Annotated in this window: 14 protein-coding genes and 1 pseudogene; 8 read left to right on the forward strand and 7 right to left on the reverse strand. The window is 65.1% G+C overall.

What is annotated here, in order from left to right; all coding sequences use genetic code 11:
• Positions 1-500 precede the first annotated feature (500 nt).
• From G4G28_RS27070 to G4G28_RS22315, 3 genes and pseudogenes are all read left to right on the forward strand, one after another.
• A pseudogene (locus tag G4G28_RS27070) lies at positions 501-1,153 on the forward strand (pullulanase-associated domain-containing protein); the annotation flags it as partial.
• An 18-nt stretch (positions 1,154-1,171) separates the two neighbouring features.
• Positions 1,172-3,490 carry a pullulanase-type alpha-1,6-glucosidase gene (gene pulA, locus G4G28_RS22310; RefSeq protein WP_229507781.1) on the forward strand — a complete coding sequence of 773 codons (2,319 nt, stop codon included), beginning with the start codon at positions 1,172-1,174 and terminating at the stop codon, positions 3,488-3,490.
• Between the two features lie 148 nt (positions 3,491-3,638).
• Positions 3,639-4,217, forward strand: coding sequence for a DUF6624 domain-containing protein (locus G4G28_RS22315; protein WP_182989982.1), 579 nt, complete (start codon positions 3,639-3,641; stop codon positions 4,215-4,217).
• Positions 4,218-4,282: 65 nt separating this feature from the next.
• On the opposite strand, the gene G4G28_RS22320 is transcribed toward G4G28_RS22315, so the two are convergent.
• The 6 genes from G4G28_RS22320 to tcdA form a co-directional block, all read right to left on the reverse strand.
• Positions 4,283-5,485: a DUF4272 domain-containing protein gene (locus tag G4G28_RS22320; protein ID WP_182989983.1), complete on the reverse strand. Its 1,203-nt coding sequence runs from the start codon at positions 5,483-5,485 to the stop codon at positions 4,283-4,285.
• 11 nt (positions 5,486-5,496) lie between these two features.
• Positions 5,497-6,426 carry a cysteine synthase A gene (cysK, locus tag G4G28_RS22325; protein WP_182989984.1) on the reverse strand — a complete coding sequence of 310 codons (930 nt, stop codon included), beginning with the start codon at positions 6,424-6,426 and terminating at the stop codon, positions 5,497-5,499.
• A 110-nt stretch (positions 6,427-6,536) separates the two neighbouring features.
• Entirely contained in the window at positions 6,537-6,983 is a 447-nt protein-coding gene (locus G4G28_RS22330; RefSeq protein ID WP_182989985.1) for a DUF4265 domain-containing protein, read from the reverse strand.
• A gap of 22 nt (positions 6,984-7,005) precedes the next feature.
• Complete coding sequence (locus tag G4G28_RS22335; protein WP_182989986.1) at positions 7,006-7,176, reverse strand: hypothetical protein; 171 nt, start codon at positions 7,174-7,176, stop codon at positions 7,006-7,008.
• Between the two features lie 74 nt (positions 7,177-7,250).
• Entirely contained in the window at positions 7,251-7,673 is a 423-nt protein-coding gene (locus G4G28_RS22340; protein ID WP_183107843.1) for an FKBP-type peptidyl-prolyl cis-trans isomerase, read from the reverse strand.
• A gap of 313 nt (positions 7,674-7,986) precedes the next feature.
• Positions 7,987-8,868: a tRNA cyclic N6-threonylcarbamoyladenosine(37) synthase TcdA gene (gene tcdA, locus G4G28_RS22345; protein ID WP_182989987.1), complete on the reverse strand. Its 882-nt coding sequence runs from the start codon at positions 8,866-8,868 to the stop codon at positions 7,987-7,989.
• Between the two features lie 99 nt (positions 8,869-8,967).
• On the opposite strand from tcdA, the gene pdxH reads away from it, so the two are divergent.
• Together pdxH and G4G28_RS22355 are read left to right on the forward strand one after the other, a co-directional pair.
• Positions 8,968-10,173 (forward strand): pyridoxamine 5'-phosphate oxidase, encoded by a 1,206-nt coding sequence (gene pdxH, locus G4G28_RS22350; protein WP_182989988.1) that lies wholly within the window; start codon positions 8,968-8,970, stop codon positions 10,171-10,173.
• A gap of 262 nt (positions 10,174-10,435) precedes the next feature.
• Positions 10,436-11,638, forward strand: coding sequence for a cyclopropane-fatty-acyl-phospholipid synthase family protein (locus tag G4G28_RS22355; RefSeq protein ID WP_183107844.1), 1,203 nt, complete (start codon positions 10,436-10,438; stop codon positions 11,636-11,638).
• A 247-nt stretch (positions 11,639-11,885) separates the two neighbouring features.
• Here the strand turns inward: G4G28_RS22355 and msrA are convergent, their stop codons facing one another.
• Positions 11,886-12,425, reverse strand: a complete 540-nt coding sequence (msrA, locus tag G4G28_RS22360; RefSeq protein ID WP_182989990.1) for a peptide-methionine (S)-S-oxide reductase MsrA — start codon at positions 12,423-12,425, stop codon at positions 11,886-11,888.
• A gap of 409 nt (positions 12,426-12,834) precedes the next feature.
• Here msrA and G4G28_RS22365 point away from each other — a divergent pair, with 409 nt between their 5' ends.
• From G4G28_RS22365 to G4G28_RS22375, 3 genes are all read left to right on the forward strand, one after another.
• Complete coding sequence (locus G4G28_RS22365; RefSeq protein WP_182989991.1) at positions 12,835-13,344, forward strand: flavin reductase family protein; 510 nt, start codon at positions 12,835-12,837, stop codon at positions 13,342-13,344.
• A gap of 249 nt (positions 13,345-13,593) precedes the next feature.
• A complete protein-coding gene (locus tag G4G28_RS22370; protein ID WP_182989992.1) occupies positions 13,594-14,796 on the forward strand; it encodes an acyl-CoA dehydrogenase in 1,203 nt (400 codons plus the stop codon).
• Between the two features lie 312 nt (positions 14,797-15,108).
• Positions 15,109-17,142, forward strand: coding sequence for a bifunctional diguanylate cyclase/phosphodiesterase (locus tag G4G28_RS22375; RefSeq protein WP_229507782.1), 2,034 nt, complete (start codon positions 15,109-15,111; stop codon positions 17,140-17,142).
• The last annotated feature ends 94 nt before the right edge of the window (positions 17,143-17,236 follow it).

Consider the following 17,236-nt stretch of genomic DNA (forward strand, 5'->3'; position numbering starts at 1 on the left):
GTCAGGTCTGACATTCGGACACGGCCTCTGCTGTTATCACGGTCATGACAGCTGCTGCGTGCGGATCTTCTGGTTTCCTGCGCGGATGAAGAATTCGATCGGCGGGCCGAGGACATCCGTCGCGGTCGCCATATCGGCTATGGCAGAGCTTGCGTCCGAATGTCAGACCTGACCCCAGGTTGCCTGACCCCGGATTGCCATACGACGCGCATGCGGTATGTCCTCGATGGCCCCCCGACGAGAGCGATACTGTTTCTTTTGCGTTCTTTACTTTTTAGTTAACGATGGTAGTAATATTACATCGCAGCGTTTGCCATGCTTTTTCCGAGCAAGCGACTGCCCTCGGTAACTACCAGGTATAAAACAACGAAGAAGGAGACAGTATGCTTACCAGACGTAGTTTAACTTCACGGCTGTGGCTTGGCTTGGCCGTGTGTGGCGGGCTGCTGCTGGCCTGGCTCACGAGCTGGCCGGTGGCGAGCGCCCACGCCCAGCAGACAATGGCCGCGAGCGCCGTCCCCGTCGCGGCCAATACCATCCGCGTCCACTTCCGCCGCGTCCAGAACGACACCGACCAGTGGGGCGTGTACTCCTGGGAAGGCCCGGCCAAGCCGAGTTCGGCCTGGATCCTGGATCGCTTCATGTTCAGCCAGACCGACGCCTTCGGCGGCTATGCCGACATCGCACTGGCCAGCGGCAAGACTGCGATGTGGTTCCTGGTTACCGACGGCAGCGGCAACAAGAACTGCGGCGCCGACCAGGGTGCACCGCTGCCGGCCGATGTCGCCACGAAAGGCCACGAGATCTGGCTGCTCGAAGGCGACTGCACCGTCTACACGACGCCTCCTTCGATCAGCTACGGCAACCTGGCCAATGCGAACGCGCACTGGCTGTCGACGAACACGATCGCCTGGCCGGGCGTGCCGGCTGGCGCAAGCTACAAGCTGGTCTACGCGGCCAATGGTGGACTCGGTTCCGGCCCGGAAGGCGTGCTGGGTGCCGACAGCAGCATGGCGCTGACGCCGCAGCCGCTGCCGCAAGCGCTGCGCGACAAATTCCCACCTGCGCGACGCAACCGGCCTGGCGCTGGGCGCCGCGGACGCCGCAAGAATCCCCCGCGCTGGCTAGCGGCCAGTTCGCCGTCGCGCAGTTCGATGGCGCGGGCCGGCTGGTGCAAGTGACTTCGCTGCAAACGGCGGGCATGCTCGACGACGCCTTTGCCGTGCGCGCAGCCGATAGCAAACTGGGCCTGAGCTTCAACGCGGCCGGCGTGCCGACTTTCCGCCTGTGGGCGCCGACCGCCAAATCCGTCGCACTCGACATCTACCCGCACGGCACGGGCGGCCCGAAAGCAGCACAGCTGCCAATGCGCCTCGATCCCGCCACCGGCATCTGGAGCCTGACGGCAGCCAATGCCGACTGGACCAACCGCGCCTATTACACCTACACGGTCAAGGTGCTGTCGCGCTGGGCGAACAACACCGTGGTGACGAATACCGTTACCGATCCGTATTCGCTGAGTCTCAGCGCCAACAGCGCCCGCTCTTTTGTTGCCAACCTCGACAGCCCGCGCCTGAAGCCGGCCGGCTGGGACGAGCACCGGTTGCCGAAACTGGCGCATCCGGCCGACATCTCGCTGTACGAACTGCATGTGCGCGACTTCAGCGCGAGCGACGACTCGGTACCCGCCCATCACCGCGGCAAATACCTCGCCTTTACCGACCGCGATGCGCGCGGCATGCGTCACCTGAAATCGCTGCAGAAGGCGGGCCTGTCGCACGTGCACCTGCTGCCGGCTTTCGACATCGCCAGCATCGACGAAACCAAATGCACGACGCCCGTCATTCCGGATGCCGGCCCGAGTTCGGAAGCGCAGCAGGCGGCGGTGGACGCGGCGCGCGACAGCGACTGTTTTAACTGGGGCTACGATCCGGTGCACTACAACGCGCCGGAAGGCAGCTATGCGACGAACGCCGACGACGGCTTCACGCGCGTGCGCGAGTTCCGCGCCATGGTGCAAAGCCTGCACGAGACCGGCCTGCGGGTGACGATGGACGTCGTCTTCAACCACACCAGCCAGTCGCAGCAGGGGCCCCTGTCCGTGCTCGACAAGATCGTGCCGACCTATTACTACCGCCTGAACGCCGCCGGCGCCAATACCAACGACAGCTGCTGCGCCGACACGGCCGCCGAGCACACGATGATGGGCAAGCTGATGATCGATTCGGTGTCGCTGTGGGCCTCCGCATACAAGGTCGACAGCTTCCGTTTCGACCTGATGGCCTTTGCGCCGCTCGACCTGATGCGCCGCCTTCAGGCAGGCGTGAACCGCGCCGCCGGCCGCGAGATCTACCTGTACGGCGAAGGCTGGAACTTCGGCACGGTCGGCAACGACGCCCGCTTCGTGCAGGCACGCCAGTCGAACCTGTACGGCTCCGGCATCGGTTCCTTCAACGACCGCCTGCGCGACGCGATGCGCGGAGGTGGCTGCTGCGACGGCGGCGACAACCTGGTGCGCCAGCAGGGCTTCGTCAACGGCGTCTGGTATGACCCGAATCACCTTGCCAATCAATCGCGCGACGACGCACTGCGCCTGGCCGACCTGGTGCGTGTCGGCCTGTCCGGCACCCTGCGCGACTACCGTTTCGTCGACCGTTTCGGCTCGTTGCGCACGAATGCCGACATCGATTACGCGGGCCAGCAGGCCGGCTACACCGCCAACCCGCTTGAGACCATCAACTACGTCGAGAAGCACGACAACCAAACCCTGTTCGACATCAACGCCTTCCGCCTGCCGCAAGACACACCGCTGGCGGACCGTGTGCGTGTGCAGAACCTGGGCGCGGCCGTCGTGCTGCTGGCGCAGGGCATTCCCTTCATCCACGCGGGCCAGGAGTTGCTGCGTTCGAAGTCGCTCGACCGCGACAGCTACAACGCGGGCGACTGGTTCAACCGCCTCGACTACAGCTACGCCTCGAACAACTTCGGCGTCGGCCTGCCGCTGGCCGGCCCTAACCGCGACAACTGGAGCCTGATGGCGCCGGTGCTGGAAAATGCCCTCATCAAGCCGGACACGAAGGCCATCCTGTCGGCCAAATCCGCCTTCGAAGACCTGCTGGCGATCCGCAACGACACCACCCTGTTCCGCCTGCGCAGCGGCCAGGACGTCAAGGAGCGCCTGGTCTTCCACAACACGGGACCGGACCAGTTGCCTGGCCTGGTGGTAATGCGCATCGATGGCGACAAGCCGACCCGCTATCCCGGCGCGCGCTACAAGAGCGTGGTGGTGCTGTTCAACGTCGACAAGGAAGCGAAGACGATCGCGATTCCCGAACTGAAGGGAGCAAAGCTGGCGCTGCACAGGATCCAGCGCACCTCGAATGACGCGATCGTGAAGACGGCGCGCTTCGACGCGGCCAGCGGCGGGTTCACGGTTCCCGCGCGGACGACGGCGGTCTTCGTCGAAACGGGCGGCGGCAATGCCGACTGAGCGGACGGGCTGAAAGGAAGAGGCGCCTCGGCCATTGTCTGCATTGCAGGCGATGGCCGGGGCGCCTGGCCGCTGCGAAGACATCGGCTTGCCAGCAATGCAAGATGCGCCCTACAATCGGCTCATCCGCCACCGTCCCCGCACCCCAATGCACATCCTTCTCGTCGCTGCGGTCGCGCTATCCGCCGCCCTCCTCCCAGGCCGTGTTCACTCAGGCGAATGCGATCACACGCGGCTTGCGAAACAATATGCCGGCATGCTGGAGGAAGACCAGGCATTGCGCGGCCGTTATATCGAGATCCTGGAGCGCGAGCACAAGAAACGTCCGGTCGACGCGGCCGAAAAAGAACGCATTGAAAACACGATCCTTGCGACCGACGAGAAAAACCAGCGCGAGCTGGACCGGCTGATCGAACGCTGTGGCTGGCCTGGAAAACTGGACAAGAAACGCGCGGCGCGTTCGGCATTTTTCATCATCCAGCATGCCGAACTGCCGTATCAACTGAGATACCTTCCCGTGATCAAGGCAGCCAACCGCCGGGGCGAGATATCGAACGAATACATGGCCTGGATGGTGGACCGGATCCTGGTGCGGCAGGGTAAACCACAAAAATACGGTACCGACTCCGACTTTGGCAGCGGCAAGATCTCACCCGTCGAAGACAGCAAGAACCTGAATAGACGGCGCCGGGAAATCGGCTTGCCGCGGCTGCCCGGCTTCGATTGACCGCGCGCGGAGGATCCAGGCGCGCTTGCCCGCTCAGGTGCTCAGGTGCTCAGGTGCTCAGGTGCTCAGGTGCTCAGGTCAGTCTCGTCCCAGCTGTCTTCCCCGGCCAGTGCCCAGGTGAGGGCATGGCGGCGCTCGTGAACGGCGCCGCCATGAGCAATGGGATCGAATCCAGAAGGCACGGTCGCGCCACCCATCTGCGCGCTCCTGACGGCGTTATGGGCACAATAAAACCTGTACTCCATGGGAATCACCTCGCTCGCCGGGCGCATCGATGCGTTTGCCGCGAAGTCGGCGGCGCTGCCCTCCCAGGGCGGCAGGAAGTCGAACAGTAATTCGTTGATGACCTCGTCAGGGACCTGGCCCGCGTCCAGGGTCGGTACCCGCGGGAAGCCGGCGACCCATGCCAGCGCCCACAGGTTCTCCAGCTTCCAGCCGACTGTCGCGCCATGCCTGGACTGCGCCTCGGTGCGCGGCAGGTCGATCAGCGCCAGTTCGCTCTCCGTCATCGCCGCGCGCAGACCGTTGCGCGCGATGTAGCCGCGCAGAACCTCCGAACCGACCGCATGTTCCGGCGCCGCGGCCCAGGCAAACACGGCCTGCAAGGCCATCAGCCGCATGACGATCGCCTGTGCGTCGCGCACGCGCAGGTCGAGGTCCGGCAGGGGCAAGGCATTGGCCGGCTTGAAGCCGAGCGACGCCAATTCACCGAACACGCGCTGTTTCAGTGCCAGCGCCCGCTCGTCGACCGGGCCCGCCGCCGGTACCGGGGTGCCGGGGGTATAGGCCGGCCACCTGGCACCGGGATCGAACTCGTTCACGTTGGCGCCATACAGTACCCTGCCGCGCGCGTCGCGCAATGCCGAGGGCGTGAACCAGACCGCATCGAGCGCTTCGGCGATGGCCGACAGGATGGCAAGGCGTTCGTCGCCCGCCTCCATGTCGGGGTCGCAGATTGTGCCGAGCACGAAACCGAATTGCCCGATCAAGCCAAGCGCTTTCGCCTGTTCCGGGGCCGCCGGGAAGCGCGCAAAATAGCCGCGCATGCCGTTCAGTTGTACCTGCCAGCCTTCACCCGTGTAGTAGGCAGGGTCGTGCGTGATGCGCAGCTGCTTTTTCCTGAGCCATCCGCTCGTGGTGACGGTGAGTTCGGCCCATGCCTCGGCGGGGCCGGCGACCTTGAACCTGGCATCCATCTGCCGCAGCACGTCGATCACCGCGTCAGGATGTCCAGCCTGGGCAAACAGGGTGACAGGTTCGGTCGCCATCGTGAAGCGCGTCAGCCGGCCAGGTTGGCGAACAGCGCCGTGCTCAGGTAACGCTCGCCGAACGACGGAATGATCGTCACGATCATTTTGCCCGCGTTCTCGGGGCGCTGGGCCACTTGCATCGCAGCCCACAGCGCCGCGCCCGACGAGATCCCGACCAGGAGCCCCTCCTCGCGCGCGGCGGCGCGGGCGGTCTCGAAGGCGTTGTCGTTGCTGACGGTGACGATCTCGTCGTAGATGCCGGTATTGAGCACCTGCGGCACGAAGCCGGCGCCGATGCCCTGGATCGGGTGCGGGCCCTTGGTGCCCTTCGAGAGGATGGGCGAGGCTTCCGGCTCGACCGCGATGACCCGGAAGCCGGGTTTGCGCTCCTTGATCACTTCACCGACGCCGGTGATGGTGCCGCCGGTGCCGATGCCGGCCACCAGGATATCCACCTTGCCATCGGTGTCGCGCCAGATTTCCTCGGCGGTGGTGCGGCGGTGCACCGCCGGGTTGGCCGGGTTGTTGAACTGCTGCGGCATGAAGGCGTTCGGGGTATTGGCGACGATTTCCTCGGCGCGGCGGATGGCGCCCAGCATGCCTTCCGGCCCGGGCGTGAGCACCAGTTCGGCGCCATAGGCGCGCAGCAGCATGCGCCGCTCGTTGCTCATCGTTTCCGGCATGACGAGCTTGCAGCGGTAGCCGCGCGCGGCGCAGACCATCGCCAGCGCGATGCCGGTATTGCCGCTGGTCGGCTCGACGATGACGGTGTCGGGACCGATCCTGCCGGCCTGCTCGGCCGCCTCGATCATCGCCAGGCCGATGCGGTCCTTGACGCTGTGCGCGGGATTGTGGAACTCGAGCTTGGCGAGGATCTCCGCGCCGCCTTGCGCCAGTTTGCGGATCCTGACCAATGGAGTATTGCCGATCAATTCAGTGACATCGTTCGCGATACGCATTCCCATCCCCTTGTTTGTGTAGTGAGCCTGCTGTGGTGCCGCCGCCGGAGCCCGTGACCCTTGTCAGCTGGCCTGGCGATGGCGAAAAAAATCGATTGCCGCTTCCGCGATCAATCCTGCCCCTCCTGCAGGCAGGGATGCCGGTCCTCCCCCTCCTGCACCTGCCACGTCCCTTCGTCCAGGCCTGTCTCGAGGATGGCCCAGGCGGCATCGGCGCTGACCGTGTCCGGAATATGAAGCGCAACGAGCTCATGCTTCTCCATGGGACTGCGCTCGAACGCGCAACCGATGGCACGCAGGCTGGCGAGAAGCGCCTCGGCGCGGGCAAGCTGCATGCGCTCGTAGAACACCCGGTAGCAGGAGTGCGGCGACTTGGCCAAGGTGCGTTCGTACGCGTAGCACCCCGGCGCCAGCGAACGGGCGGCGACCAGGTCGCCGAAGTTGACGCCTTTCAGATAGAACGGATAGTTGTCGAGAACAAAGCCGTCCGCCACCGGGGTGGCCCACAGGTTTTCCACCCCTTCCTCGGATTCGAAGACGATTTTCACCTGTTCCATGATTTCAGGGGGACGCGGCAGCTCAGCGCGCAGCGGCGAGCCCGCCGCCGTAGACACAATCGGGAAAGGCGTCGACGAGTCGCTTCCTCAGGCGGGCCATCGGCAAGCCTGCCGCCGACGGCGGCTGCGTATGCGCTACCGCAATCGACCTGACATGGCGCCCCAGGTTCGATTCGCCGAGTTCGCCGAGCAAGATGACCCTGCTTGCTGAGCAATTCATCCATGGGCGTACGGCCTGTCGGCAATGGTGAACTTGATGGGAAAGACTTATTTCACGCCCAGCAGTTCGACGTCGAAGATGAGATCGGCGTCCGGCGGGATCATGCCGCCCGGGGCGCCGCGCTTGCCGTAGGCGAGCTCGCTGGGAATGATCAGGGTGCGCTTGCCGCCCACCTTCATGCCGGCGACGCCCTGCTCCCAGCCCTTGATGACCTGGCCGGCGCCGAGACGGAATTCGAGCGGCGTGCGGCCGGCTTCGAGCGAGGAATCGAATTTGCGGCCGCGGCCATTGCGCGCGACCGGCTTGTGGAGCCAGCCGGTGTAATTCACGCGCACCTCGTTGCCGACGACGGCTTCCTTGCCCTTGCCGACGACGCTGTCGATGATCTCGATCTTCGGACCGGTCCACCACCGGTGGCACCGGCTGTGCGGCCTGGGCGGTAGCGGCGGCCTGGGCGGCGGCGGCCGCATTCTCGGTGCCGCCTGCCGCAGCCTGGCCGGCGGCCTGCTGCGAGCTCGCCGCGGCCTGGTCGGCGGCGCTTTGCACGCCCTGCTGGCGCACGGTGGTGGCGGCCTGGCCGGCGCCCGTTGCCGCTTGCGGCGCGTTCGCCGGGGTGACGGTCGTGGAGGCAGGTTGCTGGGCGTGGGCGGCGGTTGCGAGCAACAGGGCCGCGAAAGTAGTGCAGGTGGTGCGACGCATCATGGGAGACTCTTTCGATGACAGGATTTCAATGAATCCTATGATAGCAAGGCCTCCGCCAGATGCACAGGTGGCAAGCGCCGATTATGCGGCGCTCATGCTCTCCGCCGCAACCGCTGCCGTCTCGGTGACAGCCTGCGTTTCAGCCCGGGTTTCAGTCGCCTCTGCCATCTTGCGCAGGATATGGCCGGCCGCGATCATGCCGAAGCTGGCCGTTACCACCATGCTGGAACCGAAACCGGCGCAATTGAGGCCCGTGACGGAGGTGCCAATCTCGCAGGCGTCCTCGGCCTCGGGGTAACGCAGCGGCTCCATCGAGAACACGGCATCGATGTGGTACTTCTGCTTTTCGCCGCGCGAAAAACCGTATTCGGCGCGCAGCAGCTTGCGCACCTTTTTCAGCAGGGGTTCCTGCTCGGTGCGGGCCAGGTCGCGCACCTCGATCCTGGTCGGATCGATCTGGCCGCCGGCGCCGCCGATGGTCACCAGCGGCAGTGCCTGGTCGCGGCACCAGGCGATCAGGGCCGCCTTGGCCTTGACGCTGTCGATGGCGTCGACGACGTAGTCGAAACCTTTACCGCCGATCATGTTCTCGATATTGTCCGGCTCGATGAAATCCTCGACCAGGGTGACCTGACAGTACGGGTTGATCTGGGCGATGCGTTCGCGCAGGGCCTCGATCTTCGGCATGCCGATGGTGGAGCTCAGGGCCTGGATCTGGCGGTTGATGTTCGATTCGGCCACGTTGTCGAGGTCGATCAGGGTCAGGCGGCCGACCGCGCTGCGCGCGAGCGCCTCGACGATCCAGGAGCCGACGCCGCCCACGCCGATGACGCAAACGTGCGCCGTACGGAAGCGTTCCAGTGCACGCTCGCCATAGAGGCGGGCGATGCCGCCGAAGCGGCGTTCGAAGTCGACTGCGTCGTCGGTTGCTGCTGAAAAGAGTGCGGGAGTGATCGTGTCCATGCCGCCATTTTACCGGAGGGCTCTTTCGCAACTGCACTAAAATAGCGCTTAGTCAATCAAAAACCCGTCAAAAAGCTTTCTTCTGTCAAAAATACGCCAATGAACGATTTCCTTCCTGACAGCGCTCCCGGTTTCGACCAGCCGATCGCCGTGCTCAAGCATTGCCACGGGCGCATCCGCAAGCAGTTGACGACGCTCGAACGCCTGCTGTCGCACCTGCCCGAGCACGGTGCCGACGAACAGGCACGCCAGGCGGCAGCTGCCGTGCTGAAGTATTTCGAGAAGGCCGCGCACCTGCACCACGACGACGAGGAGCAAGACCTGATCCCGATGCTGCGCGCCGTCGCCCAGGGCGAGGACGCCGCCACCCTGCAGGCGCTGGCGCCGGTCATCCTGCAGGACCACAAGGACATGGACGCCTTGTGGCAAGACCTGCACGAGCAATTGACGGGCGTGGCCGACGGCAGCGCCAGCACCTTGTCGGCCTCGAGCGTGCAGCGCTTCGCGCAACGCTATACGGCACACATGGAACGCGAGGAAAGCACGATGGCGCCCATGGCGATGCGCCTGTTCTCGCGCGAGCAGATGCGCCAGCTTGGGGACGCGATGCAGCGCCGCCGCGGCATCGAGGCCGGCAAGGGCGAGCCGGCCGCCGCCCCGGCAATTGGCGATGCGGTGGCCGGCCTGCGCAAGGATTACGGCCAGGCCAGCCTGAACGAGGAGGACGTGCTGGACGACCCGATGCTGCAGTTCACGCGCTGGTTCGAACAGGCTTTGCGTGCCCAGGTGAACGAGCCGAACGCCATGAACGTGGCGACGGTCGACGCCGACGGTCGTCCGAGTTCGCGCATCGTACTCGTCAAACAGTTCGATGAACGGGGCTTTACGTGGTACACAAACTACGACAGCCGCAAAGCGCAGGAACTCCGCACCAATCCGTATGCAGCCCTGCTATTCTTTTGGAGCGAACTTGAACGCCAGGTGCGCATCGAAGGCCGGGTCGAAACGACCTCGGCCGAGGAAAGCGACAAGTATTTCCACAGCAGGCCGTTGAAGAGCCGCCTGTCGGCGATCGCCTCCCAGCAGAGCGCGCCCATCGCGAACCGCGCGGCCCTGGAGCAGAACTACGAAGCGGTCGCCGCCACGGCAGGCGACGCACCGCCGCGGCCGGCCAACTGGGGCGGCTTCCGGCTGGTGCCCGAGCGCATCGAATTCTGGCAGGGGCGGCGCTCGCGTTTCCACGACCGCATCGTCTATCTGCGGCAGGAAGACGGCAGCTGGGCACGGCAGCGTTTGCAACCGTAGAGCGTGTGAAAAAATGCTTAGGGCAAGGCGCATCGTCGAAGACAGTACGACGGTACGACGGTACGACGGTACGACGGTACGGCGAGACGATGCAACGCAGCCATGACCATTTTTCACACGCTCGCAGGGTGGGCGGCTCCACCGCGTCGTTCGAACCGGCGCGACGGTAGCGCCTGCTTCGCGTAGCCCGGGCATGTAGCCCGGGTTACGCCACGCGTTCACCGCAGGGTGCGCCGAGCGCTCCCAGCCAGAGGAGGCCATCATGTTCACCGAAATGAAGCTCGGTGCCTGGAGCACCGACCTGCGCAGCAAGCTGTCCCTGCCCCTGCGCGTGGAACTATGGAACGGAGAACGTTTCGACTTCTCTGCCGAGCCGCCGCGCGTCACCATCCGCGTGCCCGGGCCAGCAAGCCTGCGCTACCTGCTCGCCCCCTCTCTCTACAACCTCGGACGCGCCTATGTCGAAGGCGCGCTCGAGATCCGCGGCCGCGCGGCCGACATGATCCGCATCGGCAGCGAACTGGCGGCCAACAACGGCAAGCCGGCGCGCCGCGCCAATCCGCTCTGGCGCCTGTCGCCGCACACGCGCCAGAGGGATGCCGAGGCAATCCGCTACCACTACGATGTCTCGAACGACTTCTATGCCGCCTGGCTCGACCCGAACATGGTGTATTCCTGCGCCTATTTCGAGACCGGCGAGGAAGACCTGGCCACGGCGCAGGTCAGGAAGATCGACCACATCCTGCGCAAGATCGACCTGCGTCCCGGCCAGACCCTGCTCGACATCGGCTGCGGCTGGGGCGCGCTGGCGATCCGCGCGGCGCAGGCTTTCGGCGCACGCTGCGTCGGCATCACCCTGTCGGAAAACCAGGCGCAGCTGGCGCGCGAGCGCGTCGCCCGGGCCGGCCTGGAGGGACGCGTCGAGATCCGCCTGCAGGACTACCGCGACATCGACGGCCAGTTCGACCGCATCACCAGCGTCGGCATGTTCGAGCACGTGGGCGTGCAGCACCTGGGGGCGTACTTCGGCAAGGTCTGCGCGCTGCTGGCGCCGAACGGCGTGGCGATGAACCACGGGATCACCTCGACCGACGTGGTTTGCCGCGCCTCGCCCTACGGCGGCGGCGACTTCATCGGCCAGTACGTGTTCCCGCACGGCGAGCTGGCGCACCTGTCGACGGTGGTCGAGGCCATGCAGCAGGGCGGCCTGGAAGTGCGCGACGTGGAAAACCTGCGCCGCCATTACGCGCGTACCTGCGCCGCCTGGACCGAAAACTTCGAGAGCCACGCCGACGAAATCGCGCGGCTGACGGACGCGAAACGCTTTCGCATCTGGCACGTCTACCTCGCCGGCTGCGCCCACGCCTTCAGCCACGACTGGATCAGCCTGTACCAGATCGTGTGCGGCAAGGCGGGGCAGGAACCGGGGCTGATGCCGTGGTCGCGCAGGTATATGTATCCGTGATGGGGGATGCTCGTTCGCTGTAAGTGCGTCCGTGGGCACACCGTAGGGTGGACGGCTCCACCCGGCAGCCGGAATCGACGCGGCGATTGCGCCTGCTGCGCGTGATGCGCGTGATGCGGGCATTTGGCCCGCATCACGCCACGCGTTCAAGCGCGCGCCGAACGGTCACGACGTATCAAGCGACCGTTGAACGCGTGGACGGCAGCACCGCTACGACCCATTGGCTTCGCGGGCTTGGCCGTCCACCCTACTGCTTCATCCAGTGCTGGAAGGTCTTCCTGAACTTCGCCACCTTCGGCGCAACGACGAAAGCGCAATAGCCCTGCATCGGATGCTGGGCATAGTAGTTCTGGTGATATTCCTCGGCCTTGTACCAGGTTTCACTGGGCATCAATTGGGTAACGATCGGCGCGTCCCAGACGCCCGCCATCTCCGCCATCACCTGGCGCGCGGTCGTTTCCTGCTCCGCGTTCTCGAAGAAAATGACCGAGCGGTATTGCGGGCCGACGTCGTTGCCCTGGCGGTCGGGCGTGGTCGGGTCGTGGATCGTGAAGAAGATCTGCAGGATGTCGCGGTAGCTGATGACGGCGGGATCGAATTCCAGCCGCACCACTTCCGCGTGGCCCGTGGCCGCGCCGCACACCTGCTCGTAGGTCGGGTTGACGACATGGCCGCCCATATAGCCCGACTCGACCTTCGTGACGCCGCGCACTTCGAGGTACACGGCTTCGACGCACCAGAAGCATCCGCCTCCGAGAATCGCTACTTCGGTCGTTTGCTCGTTCATTGCCTACCCCGGTACTGTTTATTGGATGAAAGCGCCTAACAAAACCTTCATAGCTGCGTTGCAGCTCCTTGTCGTACAAAAGGTACTGCCTTCGTCGCCGCGTCGGGCGGCCGCATCCCTTGCTCTGAAGCTTTTGTTAGACGCTCTTATGCTAACGCAAAGCGCACCTTTGTGCAGACGCAACACGGCCTCCCAAACGCGGCCAAGAGCCTATCCCGGTAGTCCGGGGAAAGCTGGTGGCGATGCATGGCAAGCGCGGGCAAGGCGCGAGGAGGCCGCATGGCTGGCCATGCAACGACGAGCAACGCAGCACGCGTTTGTCAGGCGCGCCAGCAGCGACTCCGGACTACCGGGATAGGCTCTCAACGCCTGCGGTGGCATAATGGACGCGCAACTTCCGAAGGATTCGATGAACACACGCTCTCCCCGTGCCACCGCGCGCGGTTTCGATTCGGCGCATTTCCGCCAGGCGCTGTCGCAGTTCGCGACCGGCGTCACCGTCATCACGACGCGGCTACCCGACGGCAGCTTCCGCGGGCTGACCGCCAGTTCCTTCAATTCCGTCTCGCTCGATCCACCCCTGGTGCTGTGGAGCCTCGGCGCCGGCGCCAACAGCCTGCCCATTTTCAGCGGCAATTCGCATTACGTCATCAACGTGCTCGCAGCAAGCCAGCAGGACCTGGCCATGCGCTTTTCGCGCCGCACCGACAATCCCTTCGACGGCGTCGAGTATGCGCTCTCGCGCACTGGCCTGCCGATCCTGAAAGGCGCCGCCGCCTGGTTCGAATGCCATAACCGCAGCCGCTACCCCGAAGGCGACCACGTGATCTTCGTCGGCGAAGTCGAGGAATGCGAAGTGCATCCCCAGCCTGGCCTGCTGTTCCATGGCGGGCGTTTCGGCAGCACCGGCCCGGCCTGACTGATTTCTTTCACGGTTCCCGTCTCCGGCTCGTCCTCCCGCGTCACCCGGGCCTCCGCGTCACCCGGCCTCCGCGTCGCCCGGCCTCTGCGTCGCCCGGCCTCCGCGTCGCCCGGACAAAAATGAAAATGGCTGTCGCAGATTGAAAAGATGGGCCGGCATGTCCTTCCTATAATGATCCGGCTCGGCGCGGCCGCAAGGTGCGCGCTTTCCAGACGACAGAACAACCGACAGAGACAGGACCGCTCCATGAACGCTTCCGATTCGCCACGCAAGACCTCGGCCGTGCCCTTCCACTGGGACGATCCGTTGCTGCTCAACAGCCAGCTGACTGACGAAGAGCGCATGGTGCGCGATGCCGCCGCTGCCTACTGCCAGGACAAGCTGCAGCCGCGCATCCTCGAGGCCTTCCGCCACGAGCGCATGGACACCTCGATCTTCCGCGAGATGGGCGAACTGGGCCTGCTCGGCCCGACCATTCCCGAGCAATACGGCGGCCCTGGCCTGAACTATGTCGCCTACGGTCTGATCGCGCGCGAAGTCGAACGCGTCGACTCCGGCTACCGCTCGATGATGAGCGTGCAGTCCTCGCTGGTGATGGTGCCGATTTACGAGTTCGGCAACGAAGCAACCAGGCAAAAATACCTGCCGAAGCTGGCGACCGGCGAATGGATCGGCTGCTTCGGCCTGACCGAGCCGAACCACGGCTCCGACCCGGGCTCGATGGTCACCCGTGCACGCAAGGTCGACGGCGGCTATGCGCTGACCGGTTCGAAGATGTGGATCACCAATTCGCCGGTGGCCGACGTGTTCGTGGTCTGGGCCAAGGACGACGAAGGCGCGATCCGCGGCTTCGTGCTGGACAAAGGGATGGAAGGCCTGTCGGCACCGGCGATCCACGGCAAGTTCGGCCTGCGCGCCTCCGTCACCGGCGAAATCGTGATGGACAACGTGTTCTGCCCGGAAGAAAACGCCTTCCCGGACGTGCGCGGCCTGAAGGGTCCGTTCACCTGCCTGAACTCGGCACGCTACGGCATCGCCTGGGGTGCGCTGGGCGCGGCCGAAGCCTGCTGGCAGACCGCTCGCCAGTACACGATGGACCGCAAGCAGTTCGGCAAGCCGCTCGCCGCCAACCAGCTGGTGCAGAAGAAGCTGGCCGACATGCAGACCGAAATCACGCTCGGCCTGCAGGGCTGCCTGCGCCTGGGCCGCATGAAGGACGAAGGCACCGCAGCCGTCGAGATCACCTCGATGATGAAGCGTAACTCCTGCGGCAAGGCGCTGGACGTCGCCCGCACGGCGCGCGACATGCTCGGCGGTAATGGTATTTCGGACGAGTTCGGCATCATCCGCCACATGGTCAACCTCGAGGTGGTCAACACCTACGAAGGCACGCACGACATCCACGCCCTGATCCTCGGCCGCGCCCAGACCGGCATCGCCGCGTTCTGATTTTCCAGGGCAAGTCCCCACGGCAAGCCTGGCCTCCAGGCTGAATCTGCCCGTCTGCAACACTCCCCGTCCTGCCAGCCCATCCAGCTGGCAGGCGTCATGCCTGTCCCGTACCACTCCGCCAACAACGTAAAAAATTGACGCACGGTTAACGAACTGTCGTAACTTTCGCGTTACCATGTGTGCGAGATCAATCGTTTCGCTGCAGATGTCCCACCTACGTCAAGCGTGCGGAAGATGCCAACTTCGGTACAGTCAGTGTCGACAAACTCGCGCTCCCATGACGCCTCGGCGTTGTCGCTCGATCTATTGTTGCGCAATCTGCCAGGGGCCGTGTACCGCTGCCTGAACGACAGCCACTGGACCATGGAATTCCTCAGTGCCGGGGTCGAGAAGCTGACCGGGTATCCGGCCGCGGCCTTCTTCGGCGAGCATCCCATCGCGTATGCCAGCCTGATCCATCCCGACGACCGTGCCCAGGTCCTCACCGACACCAACCAGGCGGTCCGCGAAGGCCGTCCCTTCCAGCTGAGCTACCGCATCATCACCGCTTCCGGCAAGCTGCGCTGGGCCTGGGAACAGGGTTCCGCCGTGGTCGACCAGGATGGCAATGTTTCGCTCGAGGGGTTCATCGCCGACATCAGCGCGCTGCGCCGCGCCGACTTGCTGGCCAGGGAGCAGGCTTCGCTGCTGGACAAGGCACACGATGCCATCTTCGTGATGGACATGCATGCGCGCATCACCTACTGGAACAAGGGGGCCGAGCGCCTCTATGGCTGGGAAGAGCGGCAGGTCCTGGGCCAGCGCATGTCGGACCTGCTGTGCGACAACCATGCCGCCTTCAGCGAGGCCTTGCGCACGGCCATCGAGGAAGGCGAGTGGGCTGGCGAACTGCAGCAGCACCGGCGCGACGGCACGACCATCCATGCCGACTCGCGCTGGACCGTGGTGGCGGGCGATCCGGACACCGGCGTACAGCAGAAGATCCTGGTCATCAGCACCGACATCAGCGAGCGCAAGATCAACGAGGAGCGCATCCATAAACTGGCCTACTTCGACGCGCTGACCGAACTGCCGAACCGCGCCAGCCTGCTCGATCACCTGCGCCGCGCCCTGCTCGGCAGCGCGCGCTCGCGCAAGTTCGGGGCGCTGATGTTCCTCGACCTCGACAACTTCAAGATCCTCAACGACACCCACGGCCACGCTGCCGGCGACATGCTGCTGCAGGCGGTGGCGCGCCGGCTCGAGCACAGCGTGCGCGAAGCGGACATGGTGGCGCGCCTGGGCGGCGACGAATTCGTGATCCTGGTCCAGCCCGAGGAAGAGATGCTCGAAGCGGCGGCGCACCAGGCCGAGACCGTGGCGGCGAAAGTGGTGGCGGCCATGAACGCGCCCTTCCAGCTGGCCGACTTCATGTATGCGGTCTCGACGAGCGTCGGCGTGACGATGATCAGCGGCGCCACCGACACGGTCGAATCGGCCCTGAAACAGGCCGATACCGCGATGTACCAGGCCAAGGCGGCCGGGCGCAATACCTTCCGCTTCTTCGACCCGGACATGCAGGCCAAGTGGACCGCCCGCTCCGAGCTCGAAACGGGGCTGCGTCGGGCACTGCGCAACCACGAGTTCATCCTCTACTACCAGCCCCAGCTCGACGGCGACAGCCGCGTCATCGGCGCCGAGGCCCTGCTGCGCTGGCGCCAGCCGAACGGCGAACTCCTGTATCCGACCGACTTCATCAAGGCGGCCGAAGAGACCAGCCTGATCGTCGACATCGGGCGCTGGGTGCTCGGCACGGCCTGCGCCGAGCTGGCTTCCTGGCAGGGCAATCCGGTCACGCGCCACCTGTCGCTGTCGGTCAATGTCAGCGCGCGTCAGTTCGTCGAGCCCGATTTCGTCCCCATGACCCAGGAAATCCTGGCCGCCACCGGGGTCGACCCGCATTACCTGAAGTTCGAGCTGACCGAGACGCTGGTGGTCACCGATTTCGCCCATACGGTCGAAACCATGGAAACCCTGCGCCGCCTCGGCATCACCTTCTCGCTCGACGACTTCGGCACCGGCTATTCGTCGCTGGCCTACCTGCGCAAGCTGCCGCTGGACCAGCTGAAAATCGATTACTCCTTCATGCGCGACGTCCTCACCGACCGCAACGACGCCTCGATCGTGCGCTCGATCATCGCCTTGGGGGACAGCCTCGGCCTGCAGGTCATCGCCGAGGGCGTGGAGACGGCGGGCCAGCGCGACTTCCTGTCCGAGGCGGGCTGCTTCGTCTACCAGGGCTACCTGTACGAGCCGGCCCTGAGCGGCGAGCGTTTTACCGAGTACGCGGCGAGCCTGCATTAGACAGCTTCATTACCCGCAATCTGTCGTGTCTCTCGCAGGGCGGGCTCCCCACGCGTGCTTGCCGGTAGTGGGGCTGTTGCCTGTACCGTTCGCG

The sequence above is a fragment of the Massilia sp. Dwa41.01b genome (assembly GCF_014171775.1).
Classification (GTDB): Bacteria; Pseudomonadota; Gammaproteobacteria; order Burkholderiales; family Burkholderiaceae_D; genus Telluria.